At 62.9% G+C, this 18,198-nt stretch carries 18 protein-coding genes; 7 read left to right on the top strand and 11 right to left on the bottom strand.

Annotation, left to right across the window (positions count from 1 at the left end; genetic code table 11):
• Positions 1–355 precede the first annotated feature (355 nt).
• Complete coding sequence (gene aqpZ, locus V6M90_RS21655; RefSeq protein ID WP_042944873.1) at positions 356–1,054, top strand: aquaporin Z; 699 nt, start codon at positions 356–358, stop codon at positions 1,052–1,054.
• Between the two features lie 117 nt (positions 1,055–1,171).
• On the opposite strand, the gene V6M90_RS21650 is transcribed toward aqpZ, so the two are convergent.
• From V6M90_RS21650 to V6M90_RS21610, 9 genes are all read right to left on the bottom strand, one after another.
• A complete protein-coding gene (locus tag V6M90_RS21650; protein ID WP_141064760.1) occupies positions 1,172–2,371 on the bottom strand; it encodes an NAD(P)/FAD-dependent oxidoreductase in 1,200 nt (399 codons plus the stop codon).
• A gap of 124 nt (positions 2,372–2,495) precedes the next feature.
• Positions 2,496–3,491: a GlxA family transcriptional regulator gene (locus V6M90_RS21645; RefSeq protein ID WP_332847121.1), complete on the bottom strand. Its 996-nt coding sequence runs from the start codon at positions 3,489–3,491 to the stop codon at positions 2,496–2,498.
• Positions 3,488–4,411, bottom strand: a complete 924-nt coding sequence (gene tal / locus V6M90_RS21640; protein ID WP_078825064.1) for a transaldolase — start codon at positions 4,409–4,411, stop codon at positions 3,488–3,490. Before tal ends, V6M90_RS21645 begins: the two co-directional genes overlap by 4 nt.
• Positions 4,412–4,433: 22 nt before the next feature.
• Positions 4,434–5,387 (bottom strand): sugar-binding transcriptional regulator, encoded by a 954-nt coding sequence (locus V6M90_RS21635; protein WP_003174520.1) that lies wholly within the window; start codon positions 5,385–5,387, stop codon positions 4,434–4,436.
• A 45-nt stretch (positions 5,388–5,432) separates the two neighbouring features.
• Complete coding sequence (locus tag V6M90_RS21630) at positions 5,433–6,233, bottom strand: SDR family oxidoreductase (protein WP_003174519.1); 801 nt, start codon at positions 6,231–6,233, stop codon at positions 5,433–5,435.
• A gap of 9 nt (positions 6,234–6,242) precedes the next feature.
• Entirely contained in the window at positions 6,243–7,007 is a 765-nt protein-coding gene (locus V6M90_RS21625; RefSeq protein ID WP_003174518.1) for an SDR family oxidoreductase, read from the bottom strand.
• Between the two features lie 145 nt (positions 7,008–7,152).
• Positions 7,153–8,661, bottom strand: a complete 1,509-nt coding sequence (locus tag V6M90_RS21620) for a sugar ABC transporter ATP-binding protein (protein WP_332847120.1) — start codon at positions 8,659–8,661, stop codon at positions 7,153–7,155.
• 15 nt (positions 8,662–8,676) lie between these two features.
• A complete protein-coding gene (locus tag V6M90_RS21615; RefSeq protein WP_003174516.1) occupies positions 8,677–9,609 on the bottom strand; it encodes a sugar ABC transporter substrate-binding protein in 933 nt (310 codons plus the stop codon).
• Positions 9,610–9,659: 50 nt separating this feature from the next.
• Positions 9,660–10,667, bottom strand: coding sequence for an ABC transporter permease (locus V6M90_RS21610; protein ID WP_332847119.1), 1,008 nt, complete (start codon positions 10,665–10,667; stop codon positions 9,660–9,662).
• Positions 10,668–11,029: 362 nt separating this feature from the next.
• Between V6M90_RS21610 and V6M90_RS21605 the strand changes: the two genes are divergently transcribed.
• From V6M90_RS21605 to V6M90_RS21595, 3 genes are read left to right on the top strand one after another with little or no spacing between them, the layout of a single operon-like run.
• Entirely contained in the window at positions 11,030–11,866 is an 837-nt protein-coding gene (locus V6M90_RS21605; RefSeq protein ID WP_332847118.1) for a transketolase, read from the top strand.
• Positions 11,856–12,788: a transketolase family protein gene (locus V6M90_RS21600; protein ID WP_332847117.1), complete on the top strand. Its 933-nt coding sequence runs from the start codon at positions 11,856–11,858 to the stop codon at positions 12,786–12,788. The genes V6M90_RS21605 and V6M90_RS21600 overlap by 11 nt, the downstream gene beginning before the upstream one ends.
• Before the next feature lie 4 nt (positions 12,789–12,792).
• Positions 12,793–14,268 carry an FGGY family carbohydrate kinase gene (locus V6M90_RS21595; protein ID WP_332847116.1) on the top strand — a complete coding sequence of 492 codons (1,476 nt, stop codon included), beginning with the start codon at positions 12,793–12,795 and terminating at the stop codon, positions 14,266–14,268.
• A gap of 67 nt (positions 14,269–14,335) precedes the next feature.
• On the opposite strand, the gene V6M90_RS21590 is transcribed toward V6M90_RS21595, so the two are convergent.
• A complete protein-coding gene (locus V6M90_RS21590) occupies positions 14,336–15,280 on the bottom strand; it encodes an aliphatic sulfonate ABC transporter substrate-binding protein (protein WP_141064753.1) in 945 nt (314 codons plus the stop codon).
• A gap of 109 nt (positions 15,281–15,389) precedes the next feature.
• On the bottom strand, positions 15,390–16,238 hold the full coding sequence (locus V6M90_RS21585; RefSeq protein WP_141064774.1) for an AraC family transcriptional regulator: 849 nt from the start codon (positions 16,236–16,238) through the stop codon (positions 15,390–15,392).
• A gap of 110 nt (positions 16,239–16,348) precedes the next feature.
• On the opposite strand from V6M90_RS21585, the gene V6M90_RS21580 reads away from it, so the two are divergent.
• The 3 genes from V6M90_RS21580 (at position 16,349) to glsB (ending at position 18,180) form a co-directional block, all read left to right on the top strand.
• Positions 16,349–16,759 carry a hypothetical protein gene (locus V6M90_RS21580; RefSeq protein ID WP_003174509.1) on the top strand — a complete coding sequence of 137 codons (411 nt, stop codon included), beginning with the start codon at positions 16,349–16,351 and terminating at the stop codon, positions 16,757–16,759.
• A 112-nt stretch (positions 16,760–16,871) separates the two neighbouring features.
• On the top strand, positions 16,872–17,216 hold the full coding sequence (locus V6M90_RS21575; RefSeq protein ID WP_141064751.1) for a hypothetical protein: 345 nt from the start codon (positions 16,872–16,874) through the stop codon (positions 17,214–17,216).
• Positions 17,217–17,271: 55 nt separating this feature from the next.
• On the top strand, positions 17,272–18,180 hold the full coding sequence (glsB, locus tag V6M90_RS21570) for a glutaminase B (RefSeq protein ID WP_003174506.1): 909 nt from the start codon (positions 17,272–17,274) through the stop codon (positions 18,178–18,180).
• Positions 18,181–18,198 lie beyond the last annotated feature (18 nt).

The raw sequence follows: 18,198 nt of genomic DNA, 5'->3' as shown, positions 1-18,198 counted from the left end.
GGCGGCTTATGGTTCCGCCCTTACGGCGTGTCACTTTGCAAAAGCGGCAAAGTAACCAAGCGCTCTTGCCCCAACACTCGGCACCTCGCTTAGGCTCGGCCAGCGTGTTTGACGGGGCGCCTGAGATCTAGATCAAAAGCCAGAGCCAGAGCCAGAGCCAGAGCAACGGCAACGGCAACAGCGCGGAGCCACGGCGGCTTTCAATGCTTTGCTCTCATCTTACAAAGGCTCCCCGTCGAACGGTGCGAGTGCATCGCTTCACTAAAACCGGACAAGTCTTATAGGGCCCATCGCCACCCATTGCTACCGTCCTCCAGGACCGCCCACCGTCTGTGGTGACGGCACTTGAACAGCAATGGAGTCGATTGTGCAAAAGCGTCTGAGCGCAGAGTTTCTCGGTACCTTCTGGCTGACCTTCGGCGGGTGTGGCAGCGCCGTCCTGGCTGCCGCCTTTCCGGGGTTGGGTATTGGTTTTGTGGGGGTGTCCCTGGCGTTCGGCCTCACCGTCCTGACCATGGCCTACGCGGTGGGGGGGATCTCCGGCGGGCACTTCAACCCGGCGGTGACCATCGGCCTGTGGGCCGGGCGCCGCGTGCCGACTGTCGATGTGCTGCCGTACGTGGTGGCGCAGGTAGCGGGGGCGGTTGTCGCGGCGGCGGCGTTGTACCTGATTGCCAACGGCCAACCCGGTTTCGCAGCGGGTGGTTTTGCCGCCAACGGCTATGGCCCGCTGAGCCCAGGCCAGTTCGACATGACGGCCGCCTTGCTGGCTGAACTGATCGCCACGTTCTTTTTCGTGCTGATCATCATGCGGGTGACGGCGCCGGGTGCGGTCGCCGGGTTTGCACCGATTGCCATCGGCCTGGCGCTGACCCTGATCCACCTGGTCCTGATTCCCGTGACCAATACTTCGGTCAACCCGGCGCGCAGTACCGGGCCGGCGCTGTTTGCCGGGTGGGAGTACCTGTCGCAGCTCTGGCTGTTCTGGCTGGCGCCGATTGTCGGCGGCGTGCTGGGGGCGTTTGCAGCGCGTGGCTTGGATGAGCGCGACTGACCAGTGTGCTCGATGAGCGTGCCAGGCAAAAAAACGCCCGCCTGATCATCATCGGCGGGCGCTCGGGAGTGACCGGGGCAGCCAGGAGGGCGCCGGCCGATATAGGCGAAACGTGAATCAGGCCACGGGGATCAATGGGTCAGCTGCCGCCAGGGCCGCTGCTCGCTCGGCCGCCGGTGGGTAGATCCATACGCTGTTGATCTGATGTTTGAGGTCCTTGGCTTCCTGGCCCACGAGCTTCAGTTGGCGGTCCCAACCTTCGGTGTACACCGCGCCCCAGGCGCCGAGGTCCAGGCACGTCACGTATTTGGGTTGGCTATAGGTCATCGGCGCCACGCCGATCAGGTCGGCGGCGACGTTGTGGCCGGCATAGCGGCCGAGGGCGATGGCGTGCTGGCAGGACATCGCGGCGACGTTGCCCAGGTCGTCGGTGGCGGCGTAGGCCACGTCACCGGCGGCGAATACGTCGGTCTGGCCTTTGACTTTCAGGGTGCCGTCCACATGCAACCGGCCCTGTGGGTCGCGGGTGCCGCTGACCTGTTCGGTCAAGGGGTTGGCGCGAAAGCCGATGGTCCAGATCACCGTGCTGGATTCGATCCGCTGCCCATCCGCCAGGGTCACGCCACCGGTATCCACCGAGGCCACCGACGTGTTGAGTATCCATTCAATACCCAGTTCTTTGCTGGCTTCGATGATCGAAGGGCGAATACCATCGCCCATGCTTGCCGCGATCTGCGGGCCGCGGTCGACCACGACCACACGGATGTTGGCGGTGTCGCCCAGCGCTTCACGCAGGCGCGCCGGCATTTCGGTGGCGGTCTCTATGCCGGTAAAACCGCCCCCGGCCACCACCACGGTGTTGCGCGCGGGGCTGTCGGGCAGAGACTTGAGGGCGTGAATATGCGCTTCGAGGCGCGTGGCGTCTTCGATCTGGTCCACATCGAACACGTGTTCGATGCCTTCCATAGGCGGACGATTCAAACGACTGCCGGCTGCCAGCACCAGGCGATCATACTGGACGTTAGTGGCGTTACCGGCCAGGTCGCGATAGGTCACCTGCCTGGCATTTTCATCGATGCTGTCGGCCGTGCCCTCGATGAAGTTCACGCCAACCGCTGCAAACAAGGGGCTCAGGGGCGCCTGCATGGTATGCACTTGTGCCTCATAGAACCGTGGACGAATACGCAGCTCCGGGCGCGGCGCCAGCACGCTGATTTGCACGTCGTGGCGATCATTTTTATCCAGCAGGCGCGCGGCGCCCAACGCGCTCCAGACACCACCGAACCCGGCGCCGATGATAAGGATGTGCTGTTTCATGAGTTGCTCCAGAGACCCAGTCGAGATGGTTGCTCACGCCGTGAGGCGTTACCGGCTCACTGTAAAAGCACCGCTGTTTGTCTGGTAGGACACTTAACCCTGAATTACTGCCAAGTGGTGGCGATTAACGCGAAAAGCGCTCGCGGTAGTCACGGGGGGAAATCGAAAGGTGGCGATGGAAGGTGTAGCGCATCCGTTCCTCGTCGCCAAAACCACACAGTTGCGCGACTTGGTCGATGTTGCGTTGAGAGTCTTCCAGCAGGCGCCGTGCGGCTTCCATGCGAAACAGTTCGATAGCCTTGGCCGGTGTGCGCCCGGTTTTTTGCTTGTAGACCCGAGCGAAATTGCGTGGGCTCATGCGGCTTTGTTCGGCCAGGCGCTCCACCGTCAGGTCGCTGTCGCTCAGGTTGTCGGCGATCCACAGGTGCAGGGCGTCGAAACCGGCCGTGTCGTCGGTCTGCGCCTGCAGCAGTTGGCTGAACTGGGCCTGACCACCGGGCCGCTTGAGAAACACCACCAGTTCCCGCGCCACTTGCAGGGCGACGTGCCGTCCGCAATCGGCCTCTACCAACGCCAGCGCAAGGTCGATGCCGGCGCTCACGCCCGCCGACGTCCACACGTTGCCCTGCTGGATAAAGATCGCGTCCATGTCCACCTCAATGCTCGGGAACCCGCGCTTGAGCATGTCGCACATCGCCCAGTGCGTGGCGGCGCGTCGGCCTTGGAGCAAGCCGGCCTGGGCGAGCAGGAAGGTGCCGCTGCACACCGAGGCCGTGCGGCGCGCCCGGGTAGAGGCGTGACGCAGCCAGTCGACCAGGTCGGTGTTGGCGGCCATCGACTCTTGAATGGCGGGCGCGCCGGGCACGATTAAGGTGTCGAGGGTGGCTGGATCAAATGTCGCCAAGGGCACGGTATCGACGCTCAACCCTTCAGCCGTTGGCATCAAGCCGCCCGCCAGGCTGGCGGTATGCACAAAATAGCCCGGCAAGCCGCGTTCGGCCATGGCCTTGGTGGCTGCCCAGAACACGGTCTGGGCGCCAGTCAGGTCGAGCAGGCCCATTTGCGGGTAAGCCAGGAACACCAAAGTGCGCGGTTGGCTTACCGGCTGGTCGGGGCTCATAAAGCAGCCAACACCTTCTCCAATTTCTCCTGATCCCGCGCAAACTGGCGAATGCCTTCGGCCAGTTTCTCAGTGGCCATCGCATCTTCATTCGAGGCCCAGCGGAACTGCGCTTCGCTCAGATGCTGGCGTGCCTCACCTTCGGTACCCGGCGTGAGTTTGCGCGCCAGCGGCCCGTTGTCTTCAGCGAGCTTTTGCAGCAGGTCCGGGCTGATGGTCAGGCGATCGCAACCGGCCAGTTCTTCGATCTGGCTGAGGGTGCGGAAGCTTGCGCCCATGACCACGGTCGCAATGGCGTTGGCCTTGTAGTAGTTGTAGATGCGTGTCACCGACTGCACGCCCGGGTCTTCAACGCCGGTATAGTCCAGGCCGGTGTTCTTGCGATACCAATCGTAGATGCGGCCCACGAACGGCGAGATCAAAAATACCCCCGCATCGGCGCAGGCCTGGGCCTGGGCGAAGGAGAACAGCAAGGTCAGGTTGGTCTGGATGCCTGCCTTTTCCAGGCGCTCGGCGGTGCGGATGCCTTCCCAGGTGGAGGCCAGCTTGATCAGCACGCGGTCGCGGCCGACACCGGCCTGGTCGTACAAGGCGATCAACTGGTTGGCCTTGGCCCACAACGCATCTTCATCAAAAGACAGGCGCGCGTCGACTTCAGTGGAGATACGCCCCGGAATCACCTTGAGGATGCCGCAACCCACCGACACCGCGAAACGGTCGCAGGCCAGGTCGACATCGCCCTTGGACACGCTGACGGCATTGCGCAGCAACTCGGCGTATTCCGGGATGGCCGCGGCCTTGAGCAGCAACGACGGGTTAGTGGTGGCGTCCACCGGGCGCAGGCGGCTGATGGCTTCCAGGTCGCCGGTGTCGCAGACCACGGTGGTGAATTGCTTGAGTTGTTCGAGTTTGGACGTCATGAGCGGCGGTCTCCAAAAAGGGTTATCGGTTGAGGGCCTGCGCGGTGTCGAGGTCGGTCACCAGGATGTCGAGGTAGCCACCCGTGAGTGCGCCACGAATCGCCTGGACCTTGTTCAGCCCGCCGGCCAGGCCGAGCACGCGGTGGATGTCGCGCAACTTGGGCAGCGCCACCGACACCACGAATTCTTCATCTTCCTCCAGCACCGGCTTGCCCTGGGCGTCGAAGTAACGCAGGCAGATATCGCCCACCGCGCCACGCTCGGCCAACAGGCGCAGCATGTCCTCGGTGTAGTAGTTGCCGCTGTTGCGCAGCAGTTGCGAGGGCTCCAGCTCGCCGATGCCGACGATCGCCAGGGTGATGCTGTCAAAGCGTTGCAGCACCTCCTTGACCTCTTCCATCTGCACGATGCGCTGCTTGCTCTGCACCGATTGCTCGATGCTTTGCGACGGCAGCAGATACGCCGGGCAATTGAGCAGGGTGGCCAGGCGCTGGGTGAGCAGGGTGGCTTCAAACGCGCCTTTGTGGCCGACCCCGCCCAACAGTTGTACCACTTCCTCGGCGCCTTGTTTACCCGGTTGGGCGTGCAGATGGCCGACCATCGCGCGGATGGTGCTGCTCCACGACGAAATGCCGATGCGGTCCTGGGGCGACAGGCTGGTCTCCAGGTAATGCGCGGCGGCCGAGCCGATGGCTTGCTTGATGCTTTCATCGTTGCCGGGCTCGGTGGCTTCCACCACGATCACCCGGCGCACGCCGTAGCGGCGTTGCAGTTGGTTTTCCAGCTCCAGGTGCAGGCCTTGCAGGCGCATCACGCTGATCTTCACCACGCCTTCCTGCAGCGCCCGGCGCAGGGCGCGGCTGATAAAGGATTGGGACAGGTCCAGTTGCGTGGAAATTTCGGACTGCTTGAGCCCTTCTTCGTAGTAGAGGCTTGCGATCTTGGTGATCAGGCGCTGTTCTTCGATCTGGCTCATGAAAGCCTCAGTGGTTGACTCAATGGCCGTGAGGATACCAAACCCTCACGACATGATCAGGCCGCCGTCGATATTGATCGCCTGGCCGGTCAGGTAAGCCGCGTCATCGGAGGCCAGGAACGCCACCAACCCCGCGACATCCGAGGGTTTACCGGCGCGGCGCAGGGGGATGTTCCTGACCCATTCGGCCATCAGCTCACCCTTGGCGTAGCGTTTTTCGTCGGTGCTGAGGATCTCGCCCCACACGCGGTCATTGTAGTCCCACATCTCGCTTTCGATGATGCCGGGGCAGAACGCATTGACCGTGATGTTATGCCGCGCCAGCTCCAGGGACAGGCTCTGGGTAATGCCGATCACGCCCATCTTGCTCGCGGCGTAGTGCGGCGTGTAGATAAAGCCCTGGCGGCCCTGGCCGGATGAGGTGTTGATCAAGCGTCCGCTGCCTTGCTTGACCATGTACTTGGCCGCCTCCCGGCAACCCAGCCATACGCCGGTGGTGTTGACCTGCAGCACCTTGTCGAAGTCGGCGCGGGGCATGCTGTCGTAGTGGTCGATGGTGATGATGCCGGCGTTCTGCACCGACACGTCGATACTGCCGAAGCGTGCGTGACCTTCGCGGTAGAGGCGTTCGATGTCACTTTCGCGGGTCACGTCGATGCCGAGGGCGAGGGCGCTGACGCCATACTCCCGTGCCAGTTGGTCGGCGGTGAAGGTCACCCGCTCCAGGTCGTTGGAGGCCAGCACCAGGTTGGCGCCTTCCTGGGCAAAGCGCTCGGCGATGCCGGCGCCGATGCCACGGCAGGCGCCGGTGATGACGATGGTTTTACCGCTGAATCGTTGCGACATGATGGGCTCCTACCAGCAGACAAAACCGCCATCGACCAGCAGGTCGACACCGGTGCAGAAAGACGAGGCCTGGCTGACCAGGAAGATCGCGGGGCCGACCATTTCGTCCACGCTGGCCATGCGGCCCATGGGCGTGGTCTGTTCAAAAATCTTCACCTGGTCGGCGACTTCCGGCCGCGAATTCATCGGCGTGGCGGTGTAGCCGGGGCTGATGCAATTGACGCGCAGGCCCTTGTCCGCCCATTCCATCGCCAGGCTTTTGCTCAGGTGGATCACCCCGGCCTTGGAGGTGTTGTAGTGCGCCTGCAACAGGCCACGGTTGACGATGCTGCCCGACATGGAGGCGATGTTGACGATGGCGCCTTTGCCACGCGGCAACATCACCGCGGCCTGGGCCTGGCAACTGAGGAAGATGCCGGTGAGGTTGATGTCCAGGGTGGTTTGCCAGCGTTGCAGCTCCAGGTCCTCGGCGGCCTGGGCGTTGGCGATGCCGGCGCAGTTGACCGCGACGCTGAGTTCGCCCAGTTCGCTTTCGGTACGCGCCACGGCGGCATCCAGCGCGGCGCGCTCGGTGACCGTGCCGCTCAAGGCCAGGGCGCGACGGCCCAGGCTCTGGATGCGTTCGACGGTGCTGGCGATGCCGGGGCTGCCGGGCAGGTCAAAACAGGCGACATCGGCACCGGCTTCGGCGAGGCCGACGGCAATGGCCTGGCCAATGCCGCTGCCTGCGCCGGTTACAAAAGCTACTTGGCCCTGAAGACTAAAAAGCTGCATGAAATTACTCCATTCTTGAATTCACAGCGGACCCCTGTGGGAGGGGGCTTGCTCCCGATGAGGGAGTGTCAGTAGATGCATCTGTAACTGAACCACTGCTATCGGGGGCAAGCCCCTCCCACATTGGGCCTTCAATGTTTGTGAGTCAGGCGGTGGCCATCTCCATCACCGAAACCGGCGTAGCCTCACCCCGTTCCAGAATCCCCATCTGCCGCCCCCGGCTCATCACCATCACCCGATGGGACAACCCCAGCACCTCATCCAGGTCCGAGCTCACCACAATCACCGCCATGCCCTTGGCCGCCAGGTCCGCGATCACCTCATAGATCGCCGCCCGCGCGCCCACGTCAATGCCGCGTGTAGGCTCATCCAGAATGAACACCTTGGGATTGCGCGCCAGCCATTTGGCAATGATCACTTTCTGCTGGTTACCCCCGGACAAGCTGGAGATCCGCGACTGCGGCGCACCTTTCACGCCCAGGCGCGCCACCGCCGTGCGCGCGAATTCGCGCAGCGGGGCAGGCAGCACCCAGCCACGTTTATCCAGCAGATCGGTGTTGCCGTAGATCAGGTTGTCTTCGATGCGATGTTCCACCACGACGCCTTGTTGCTTGCGGTCTTCGGGCACCAGCACCACACCGGCCTGGATCGCCTCGAACGGCGAACGCAACTGGCGCACTTCGCCATCCAGCACCATGTGCCCCTGGATGTCCTGCGCCGCGCCGGCCAGGGTGCGCACCAGTTCGGTCCGCCCGGCGCCGACCACGCCGGCAATGCCGAACACCTCACCGGCACGCACGCTGAAGTCGATGCCGTGCAGGGCAAACTCGCGGCAACGCATGTCCTTGACCTGCAACATGACCTTGTCCTGCGGCAGTTGCAGGGTGGGGAAAATCCGCTCCAGGCTGCGCCCGACCATCTGCTCCACCAGCTCACGCACCGGCACTTGCGCAGTGGCATGCAAGGCGATCTGGCGCCCGTCGCGCAGCACCAATACACGGTCGGCAATGCGCGCGATTTCTTCCAGGCGGTGGCTGATATAGATAAACGACACGCCTTCGGCCTTGAGCCGCTCCACCTGCTGGAACAGCAACTCGGTTTCCTCACCGCCTAAGGCGGCAGTGGGTTCATCGAGGATCAACAAGCGCGCCTTGAGGGTCAGCGCCTTGGCGATTTCCACCAGTTGCTGGGCCGCCACGCTCAGGCCTTCGACCTTGCGCGACGCCGGTACCTTGAGCCCCAGGCGCTCCAGCTGGATCTGCGCCTGGGTCTCGATGTAGGCGCGGTCCACCCGCCCGTGACGCATGGGCAGGCGACCGACGAAGATATTCTCGGCGATCGACAGTTGCGGCAGCAGGCGGATTTCCTGGTGGATCAGGCCGATACCGGCGCCCAGGGCCGCCCCCGGCGAAGCGGGCGCGTAGGGCGCGCCCAGCCAGGTCATGCTGGCGCCGGCCTCGGGTTGCACGAGGCCGGCAATGATCGACGACAAGGTCGACTTGCCCGCACCGTTCTCGCCGAGCAGGGCCAGCACTTCACCGGGGCGAATATCCACGTTCACCTGCGACAACACCTGCACCGGGCCATAGGCCTTGCTGATGTTGCGCAGGCACAGCACCGCATCGGCGGCTGTGTCCAGAGCTGCTGCGTGCATGAAGACCTCCCAGGGTTACGGGTGCTGTTGCAGGAACGGCGCGACGTTTTCTTTGGTGGTCAGCACGGTGGGCAGCAGTTGCTCCTTGGGCAGGGTTTTGCCGGCTTTCAAATCGATGGCCGACGCCACTGCCAGGCGCCCCATTTTCTGGGTCTGCTGGGTCATGGTCGCATTGAGTACACCGCTTTCCACCGCCTTGAGCCCGGCGACGTCGCCGTCGAAGCCGACGATCACCACTTTGTGATCGAGGTTACCGACCTTGACCGCTTGTGCGGCGCCCAGCGCCATGGCATCGGCGCGGCCGAAGAACACGGTAATGTTCGGGTCACGCTGGAGCAGGTCCTGGGCTACGGCGAAGCCTTTGTCCTGGGCCCATTCGGCCGGTTGCTGGGCCACGACCTTGAGGTCCGGGAAGGCTTTGAGGCCCTCGGCAAAACCCTTGGCGCGATCGTTCTCGGGAGTGGTGCCGATCTGGCCTTGCAGAATCGCGATGCGGCCTTTGCCGTCGGTGATCTTGCCCACGTATTCAGCCAGGGTCTTGGCACCGGCCACGCTGTCGCTGGCGATGAAGGTATCGCCCGGTGCGTCGGGGGCGTTGCGGTCCACGGCGATCACCGGGATGCCGGCGGCCTTGGCGGCTTTCACCGGTACACCGGCGGCGGTGGCGCCGGCCGGAATGTAGATCAGCACATCGATCTGGCGGGTGATCAAGTCTTCAATCTGGCTGACCTGGGTGGAGGAGTTGCCCTGGGCGTCCACGGTGATCACCTTGATCCCCTTGGCCTTGCCCTCGGCTTCCACCGATTGCTTGATCTGGTTGAAGAAGTCGGCCTGAAGATTAGCCACGGCCAGGCCGATGGTCAGGTCCTTGGCCCAGGTGGTGCCGGCGGCGGTGAGGGTGGCGGCAGCCAGAGCGGTAGCGATAAGCAATTTCTTGGGGCTGAACATGTCGGTGACTCCTGGTTTTATTGTTGGAGGGTGTCAACTGTCGAACAGGTCTAACGGGCAGTGCTGGTACGGCGTCGCAAGGTATCGATGGTGACGGCGAGGGCGATGACTACGCCGATCACCACTTGTTGAATAAACGGGGAAACGCCCAGCAGGTTGAGGCCATTGCGCAACACGCCAATGATCAGCACACCCACCAGCGTGCCGCCGATGCTGCCGACGCCGCCGCTGAGGCTGGCGCCGCCGATGACCACGGCGGCGATGGCGTCCAGTTCCAGGCTCAAACCCGCACTCGGTTGCGACGAGTCCAGGCGTGCGGCCAGGGTTACGGCGGCGATCCCGGCGAGGGCGCCGCTGATGGCGTACACCCACAAGGTAATTGCGCGCACCTTGATGCCGGACAGGCGCGCCACTTCCGGGCTGCCGCCCATGGCGTAGAGGTTGCGGCCACCGGCGCGAAAGCGCAGGAACACCCAGGCCACCAGCAGCATCACCAGGAACAGCCCGACGGTGGCCGACAAAAAGCCGAAATGCCGCACCGTGGCCAGGCTGGTGAACCACTCTGGAAATCCGACCACCTGCCGGCCTTCGGTGAGGATGTTCGCCAGGCCGCGGGCCACCGACATCATGGTCAGCGTGGCAATGAACGGCGGCAATTTGGCGTAGGTGATCAACCCGCCGGACACCAGCCCGGCCAGCATGCCGGTGGCAATCGAGATCGGAATCGCAAAGCCCAGCGGCACCGCCTGGTCCTGATAGAGCCAGCCGAGCATCATCATCGAGAAGGCCAGTACCGAGCCGACCGACAGATCAATGCCGCCGATCACGATCACCGCCGTCATGCCAATCGCCAGGATGCCCAGCACCGTGACCTGATCAAGAATGTTCAGGCCATTGCGCAAGGAGAAGAAGAATTCGGAGCTGAAGGAGAAGACCAGCACCAGCAGCACTAGGCCAATCAACGGGCCGCCGATATTGCTCGGCAGCAGTTTCACTAGGCGGGGGCGGGGTGGCGGCGTGAGTTCGTCCGGGTGCTGGACAATCGCTTTGGCGTCCACAGTGTTCTCCTGATTTATTTTTTTTGGAGTGCTTTCAGGCGTCGTGAATATTTATGCGTGCCTGACTGTTAATTCAGATTCCAGTGACACCGTGGCAAAGTCAAGCGCTTAATTTTTCAGGTAGGCCTTTAAAACGCCGCTTTATCGAGGTGAAAAGCCACGGAGTAGACCGGCTCCTTTGGGGTTTTGTCCGTTTGTCCGAGTGATATTTCTTCGGCTTTTTTCATTTTTACACCGATCGCTCACTTGACCGCGCGGAAGATCGGCGTCTAAATAGAAATATATTGTCACTGCTGAATAAATATTCAAATACAGCTTTCGGCACTTTCAACTCACGTGGTCAGCCCCACAGGAGCCGCTGCATGAATGCCTTCCAGTACGACGTCCACCAGATCAAGGAACAGGCCCGCCTGATCCGCCGCCATGTGATCCGCCTGAACGCCGATTCACCGGCCGGCGGCCATACGGGGGCGGACCTGTCGGAAACCGACATCCTCGCCACCCTGTATTTCCGCATCCTCAACATCGGCCCGGAACGTACCGAAGACCCCGAGCGCGATATCTATATCCAGAGCAAGGGCCACGGCGTCGGTGGTCTGTATTGCTGTCTGGCGCAGGCGGGCTATATCCCCGAGGCGTGGCTGCCGACGTATCAGCACTTCAATTCGCACTTGCCCGGCCACCCGGTGCGCCAGAAAACCCCCGGCATCGAACTCAACACCGGCGCCCTCGGCCACGGCTTGCCGGTGGCGGTAGGGCTGGCCTTGGCGGCGAAGATGTCCGGCAGTAAAAAGCGCATCTATGTGCTGACCGGCGACGGCGAACTAGCCGAAGGCTCCAACTGGGAAGCGGCGATGGCGGCGGCCAAGTACGGGTTGGATAACCTGTTTGTGATCGTCGACAAGAACAAGCTGCAACTGGCCGGCCTGACCGCCGAGATCATGCCCCTCGACCCGTTGGACGTGAAATGGGCGGCCTTCGGCTTCAGCGTCAGCGAGTGCGACGGCAACGACGTGGGCCAGCTGATCCACAGCCTGGAAAACATGCAGACCCAAACCGGCGCGCCCCAGGTGCTGATCGCCCACACCATCAAAGGCAAGGGCGTGTCCTTTATCGAAGCCCGCCCCGAATGGCACCACCGCGTGCCCAAGGGCGATGAAATCAATGCGGCACTGGAGGAGTTGAACCATGGCGAATGAACATTTGGCGAGCGTCATGGTGCAAGCTTTTATTGACGCGGTCGATGCCGGGCTGGACGTGGTGCCGGTGGTCAGCGACTCCACCTCCACGGCCAAGATCGGCCCGTTTGCCCAGCGCTTCCCGGAGCGCTTGATCAACGTCGGGATTGCCGAGCAGTCGCTGGTGAGCGTGGCGGCGGGGTTGGCCCTGGGCGGCAAGATCGCCGCCACCTGCAACGCCGCGCCGTTTTTGATCTCGCGCGCCAATGAGCAGATCAAGGTCGACGTTTGCTACAACCAGGCCAATGTGAAGATGTTCGGCCTCAACGCCGGCACCAGTTATGGCCCGCTCGCCAGCACCCACCACAGCCTCGACGATATTTCGGTGATGCGCGGCTTTGGCAATGTACAGATCTTCGCGCCGGCCGATGCCATCGAGTGCCGGCAGATTGTCGATTACGCGCTGCGTTACCACGGTCCGGTGTATATCCGTCTCGACGGTAAGGCCCTCCCAGATGTGCACGCTGGCGACTACCACTTCCAACCCGGCCAGGTGGATATCCTGCGTCAGGGCGCGGACGTGAGCATCGTCGCCTTGGGCTCGGTGGTGCATGAAGCCGTGGACGCCGCTGCCTTGCTGGCGGAGCAGGGCATCCAGGCGCAGGTGATCAACCTGTCATCGATCCGACCATTGCAGCGCGACGTGTTGCTCAGCGCCCTGAGCGGCACTCGCGCGGTCATCAGCGTGGAAGAACACAACATCAACGGCGGCGTCGGCAGCCTGGTCGCCGAAGTGCTGGCCGAGGCCGGGCTGGGCATTCCTTTAATCCGCCTGGGCATCGGCGATGGCGAATACGCCGCTGCCGGCGCGCGTGAACCGACCCGCGCCTTGCATAACATCGACGCGGCTGGGATTGTGGCGGCTGCCACTCGGTTGCGGTGAACCCATGAATAACCACACTCCACTGATCCTTGCGATCGACGAAGGCACCAGCAACGCCAAGGCGGTGCTGGTCAACGAACGGGGGCAGGTGATCGCTCGCGGTTCGCGGCCGCTGAGCGTCAGCCATCCCCAGGCCGGTTTTTCCGAACAGGACCCGCTGTTTATCTGGCACAGCACCCTGGCCGCAATGGAAGAATGCCTGGCCCAGGTGGACCGGCCGATCACCGCATTGGCGATCAGCAACCAGCGTGAATCGGTGGTGGCCTGGGACCGGCGCAGCGGCGAACCGCTGTCGCCGTGCATCAGCTGGCAGTGCCGACGCTCCACGGCATTGTGCGCCGAACTGCACGCGCAAGGGCACGAAGCACTGATCCTGGAAAAAACGGGGCTGGCCCTCGACCCGATGTTTTCCGCCGGTAAGTTCCGCTGGATTCTCGACCACCTGGACAACGGCCATGCTCGCGCCGCTGCCGGTGAGATCTGCCTGGGCACCGTCGACAGTTGGCTGCTGTGGCAACTCAGCGGCGGCCGGGTGTTTGCCACCGACTATTCCAACGCGGCGCGCACGCAGCTGTTCAACCTGCACACCTGCGCCTGGGATCCCGAGTTGCTGGACCTGTTTGCCATTCCGTTGGCGGCGCTGGCACCGATCCAGCCCAGCGCCGGATTCTTCGCTGAAACCGTCGCCGTGGGCGGCTTGCCTGCGGGTGTCCCGGTGATGTCGATGATCGGCGACTCCCACGCCGCGCTCTACGGGCAGGGCGGTTTTGCGCCGGGGTTGGTCAAGGCCACCCTCGGCACCGGCTCGTCGTTGATGACGCCCATGAGCGGCGCGATTGCGTCCACCCATGGCCTGTCGACCACCCTGGCCTGGCATGACGGCGTGAAACCCACGTTCGGCATGGAAGGCAACATCGTCCACACCGGCGCCGCCGTGCAATGGGCCTCGCGACTGGTGGCCGGGGAATCCCTGGATGCCCTGACCGAGCAAGCGGCGCAACTTCCGGACAACGGCGGCGTGTACTTCGTGCCGGCCCTCTCGGGTCTGGGCGCACCGCATTGGAAAGCCGATGCACGTGGGTTGATCTGCGGGCTGACGGAAGCCGCCTCGGGCGCGCATATCCTGCGTGCGTCGCTGGAGTCCATCGGCTATCAGATTCGTGACGTATTCGAAGCGATGCAGCAGGACATCGGCAGCCCGCTGAAGGAGCTGTGGGTGGACGGCGGCGCCACACGCAACCGTTGGCTGATGCAGTTTCTGGCCAACCTGCTGCAACGCCCGGTGGTGCGCAGCCTGTCGCCGGAAGTGTCGGCGCTGGGCGCGGCGCATCTGGCCGGGCGGGCGTTGGGAGTGTGGGCGAGTGATGACGCACTGGAGCAGTTGGAGCGCCAGCGCGAGCGCTTCGAGCCGCAGGAAGACCCGGCGATGGCAGGGCGCTATTTAGCATGGAAAAAGGCCCTTGCCCGCACACTTCTCTAATGCCATATGCAAATCCAATGTGGGAGGGGGCAAGCCTCCTCCCACATGTTCTTAACCGTGTTCAGTCTCAAGGCCTCCACGTCTGCACATCTTTCGCATCCACCGCCCTGGGCAACAACCCCGCCCTGAAGAACGCATCGGCAATCTTCTGCTGCTCCCCCAACTGGTCCACCGTCACCGGTTGCACCTGATAGCTGCGGTGCGCATTCGCCGCTTCCACCGTGGCCACATCCAGGTTGCCCCACAACGGCCCCAGCACTTTTGCCGCCTCCTGCGGGTGGTTTTTCACCCATTGTCCGGCCTGTTCCAACTGCGCATACACCACCTTCAACACCTGCGGATGCGCCTTGGCGTAAGGCGTACCGGTCAGGTAATAGCGCTTGTAACTCGCCAGCCCCGCGCCATCGGCCAGGGTGCGTGTCGGCAGTTGTCGCTGCACGCTGGTGAGGAAGGGTTCCCAGGTGACCCAGGCGTCGACCTTGTTGTTCTCGAACGCTGCGCGACCGTCGGCGGGTGACAGGTACGCCGGTTCGATATCCGCGAAGGCCAGGCCGGCTTTATTCAGCGCGGCGATGAGCAGGTAGTGGGTGCCGGCCGCCTTGGTCACGGCGATTTTCTTGCCTTTCAAATCCGCCAGTTGCTGGATCGGCGAGTCCTTGCGCACCACGATGGCCTGGGCCGAAGGCGAGGGCGCTTCCTGGGCGAAGTAGGTGAGTTTGGCCTGGGCGGCCTGGGCGAAGATCGGCACGGTGTCGGCGACGTCGGCGCTGATGTCCACATTGCCCACGTTCAGTGCTTCGAGCAGCGGCAGGCCGCTGGGGAACTCGTGCCAGCTCACGTCAATGTCGTCGGCCTTGAGGGCTTTTTCCAGGGTGCCCTGGGTTTTGAGCAGGGTAATCAAGGTAGAGGATTTTTGGTAACCGATGCGCAGGGTTTCCTGGGCTTGCACGCTCACGCTGAGAGACAAGGCCAACAACCCGAAGACAGCAGCGAGGGGACGACGTAGGGACATGGCACGCTCGATGTTCAACGAAATTGGACCAAGCATAAAGTTCTAAAAACCATTCGATAAATAATCTTTAGGCCTGAGCTTAGGTCGCTTTTTGCGCACTTCGATGAATTCAGTGGGCGTCTTTCAGCGCAATGGTTTGACTGGTTGCGCTGAGCACCCCGGCACGGTCCGCCAAGTAACGCGCCGGCGGCTGGCCCACCGCCTTGCGGAACATGGTGATGAAGCCGCTGGCGTTTTCATAACCCAGATCCAGCGCCACCCGCTGCACACTTTCACCCTTGGCCAACCCTTGCAGGGACAGGATCACATGCAACTGCCGGCGCCAGCGGCCGAAGCTCAGGCCCAGTTCCTCCAGTAACAGGCGGGTCATGCTGCGTTCGCTCATGCCGATGCGCACCGCCCACTGGCCCAGGGTGGCTTTATCGGCCGGGTCGGCCAGCAGGCTATTGGCCAGGCGGCGCAAGCGTGCGTCCTGAGGCATGGGCAGGTGCAGGGCTTCGACCGGCGCGGCGGCCAGTTCATCCAGTAACGTGTTGATCAAGCGCCCCTGGGGGCCGGCCTCGTCATATAACTGCGGGAAACTCACGGCCTTGCTGATCAATTCATGCAGCAGGCCCGACACCGCCAGGGTGCAGCAGCGTGGCGCCAGTGCGCGGGCGGCATCAGGCTCGATCAGCAGGCAATACACTTGCGCCGCGCCTGAGCCGCGTGCCGAATGCGGCGTGCCGCCGGGAATCCACAGTGCGCACTGGGGCGGCACGATCCAGATCCCCGCTTCGATTTCGCAGTGGATGACCCCACGCAGTGTGTACATCAACTGGCCCTTGCGGTGGGTGTGCTGGGCATGTTCCCAGGCGTCCGAGGTGCTGCTGGCACCCACGGCCACCACGGCGCGGGGGACCACATCGGCATCCTTGGCCGTGAGCGGGTCGAGCAGATCAAGGCGGTGGTGCTTCATGGCGGTGATCGCAGGTTGGCCGGGTTGCGAAACAGTCTGGCTATTCTGTGCAATGCCGTCCAGTGGTTCGAGCTTTATATTGAGATCCACTCTCATTAAGGAGCTTTGCCATGCGACTCGACAGTACAACATTCCCTGTGGTCAAAATCGTCTTCGATGCCCCGAACCAGGGCGGGCCGGAGGACGCCTTCCGGGTCTTTGAAGACCTGTTGGCACGGCAGCAATCCTTCCTGCTGTTGCACGAAAAAGCCGTGGACGAAAACAATCACGAACATTCCCATGAGCAGCGCAAGCAAGCCTCGATCTGGATGAAGAAACACCGACAGGCGCTGCGCACGTTCGTCAAAGGCATGATCCAGGTAGAACCCAGCGCTGCTAAACGCTTGGCACTCAGACCGTTTGCGGCGATGTTCGGCAAGGCCTGGGGCTATCCGTTGCTGGTGGTGGAGTCCAAAGACCAGGCATGGGCGCTGGCGCGGGATGTGCTGGATGAGCGAGTGTCGGATGTGGCGTATTTTTGATGGGGCAACACCGATCTGTCGCGAGGGGCAGGCCATTCTCGCCGGTCGGCGAGCGGTGCGGGGGCAATTGAACTACTTTGACTGACGAGCGATCCCTACCCGGTAATGACCTATGCGCACGTTATGGACGCGATATTTAGCGTTGCTGGAAAACGACCTGAGTACGCAGGTCTTCGACAATGTGAAAAACCTGCTGGTGTGTGCGTTGCTGTTTGCGGCGGGCACCAACGCAGTCGTCGGCCAACAGCACCTGTTTATCGGCGTGTTTGCGTCCGATGTGGCGGGGTGGGGGTTGGTCATTCTGTCCACGGTGTTGATGTTCTTGAACGTCAGCGATGGTATTCGCCGGTTGGCCAAGTTGCGTTATCACCTGGCCTTGCAGCTGTTGCTGATCCTGGTTTATCTGGTGGTGGCCGAGCGGGTGGTAGAGATTGTGTGGGGCTTGCGCGCGCATTGAAGTATCCTGCGCGCCCCGCCAACCATTGATCCAAACCAAGATGACCGGACAAGACATGCAGGCGCTGCTGGAGTCGATCCTCGACGAAGTGCGCCCCCTGATCGGCCTCGGCAAAGTTGCCGATTACATTCCCGCGCTGGCCGATGTACCGGCCAACCAACTGGGTATCGCCGTGTACGGCAACGACGGCTCGGCCTACCGCGCCGGCGACGCCGATACGCTGTTCTCGGTGCAGAGCATTTCCAAGGTGTTCAGCCTGGTGCAGGCCATCGACCACGGCGGCGAAAGCATCTGGGAGCGCCTGGGCCATGAGCCTTCGGGGCAACCGTTCAACTCCCTGGTGCAGCTGGAATTCGAACGCGGCCGGCCACGCAATCCGTTCATCAACGCTGGCGCACTGGTGATCTGCGACATCAACCAATCGCGCTTCGCCGTGCCGATTCTGTCGATGCGCGATTTTGTGCGGCGCCTGTCGGGCAACCCGCAGATCCTGGTCAACAGCGTCGTCGCCGACTCCGAAGCCCAACACGGCGCGCGCAATGCGGCGATGGCGTATTTGATGAAGTCCTTCGGCAACTTCCACAACGACGTCGACGCGGTGCTGCACAGCTACTTCAACTACTGCGCCTTGCAGATGAGCTGCCTGGACCTGGCCAAGGCGTTCAGCTTCCTGGCCAACGAAGGCACCAGCGCCCACAGCGGCGAGCAGATCCTCACGGCGCGCCAGACCAAGCAAGTCAACTCGATCATGGCCACCAGCGGGCTGTATGACGAGGCGGGCAACTTCGCCTATCGCGTTGGGTTGCCGGGCAAGAGCGGAGTAGGCGGGGGGATTGTCGCGGTGGTGCCGGGGCAGTTCACGGTGTGCGTGTGGTCGCCGGAGCTGAACGCGGCGGGGAACTCGCTGGCGGGGATCAGGGCGTTGGAGTTGTTGAGCGAGCGGATTGGGTGGTCGGTGTTTTGAGTGCGAAGCCGCTTAGAG

It is taken from the genome of Pseudomonas lactucae (assembly GCF_036688725.1).
Classification (GTDB): Bacteria; Pseudomonadota; Gammaproteobacteria; order Pseudomonadales; family Pseudomonadaceae; genus Aquipseudomonas; species Aquipseudomonas lactucae.
This window is presented reverse-complemented; position numbering and strand designations above follow the sequence as displayed.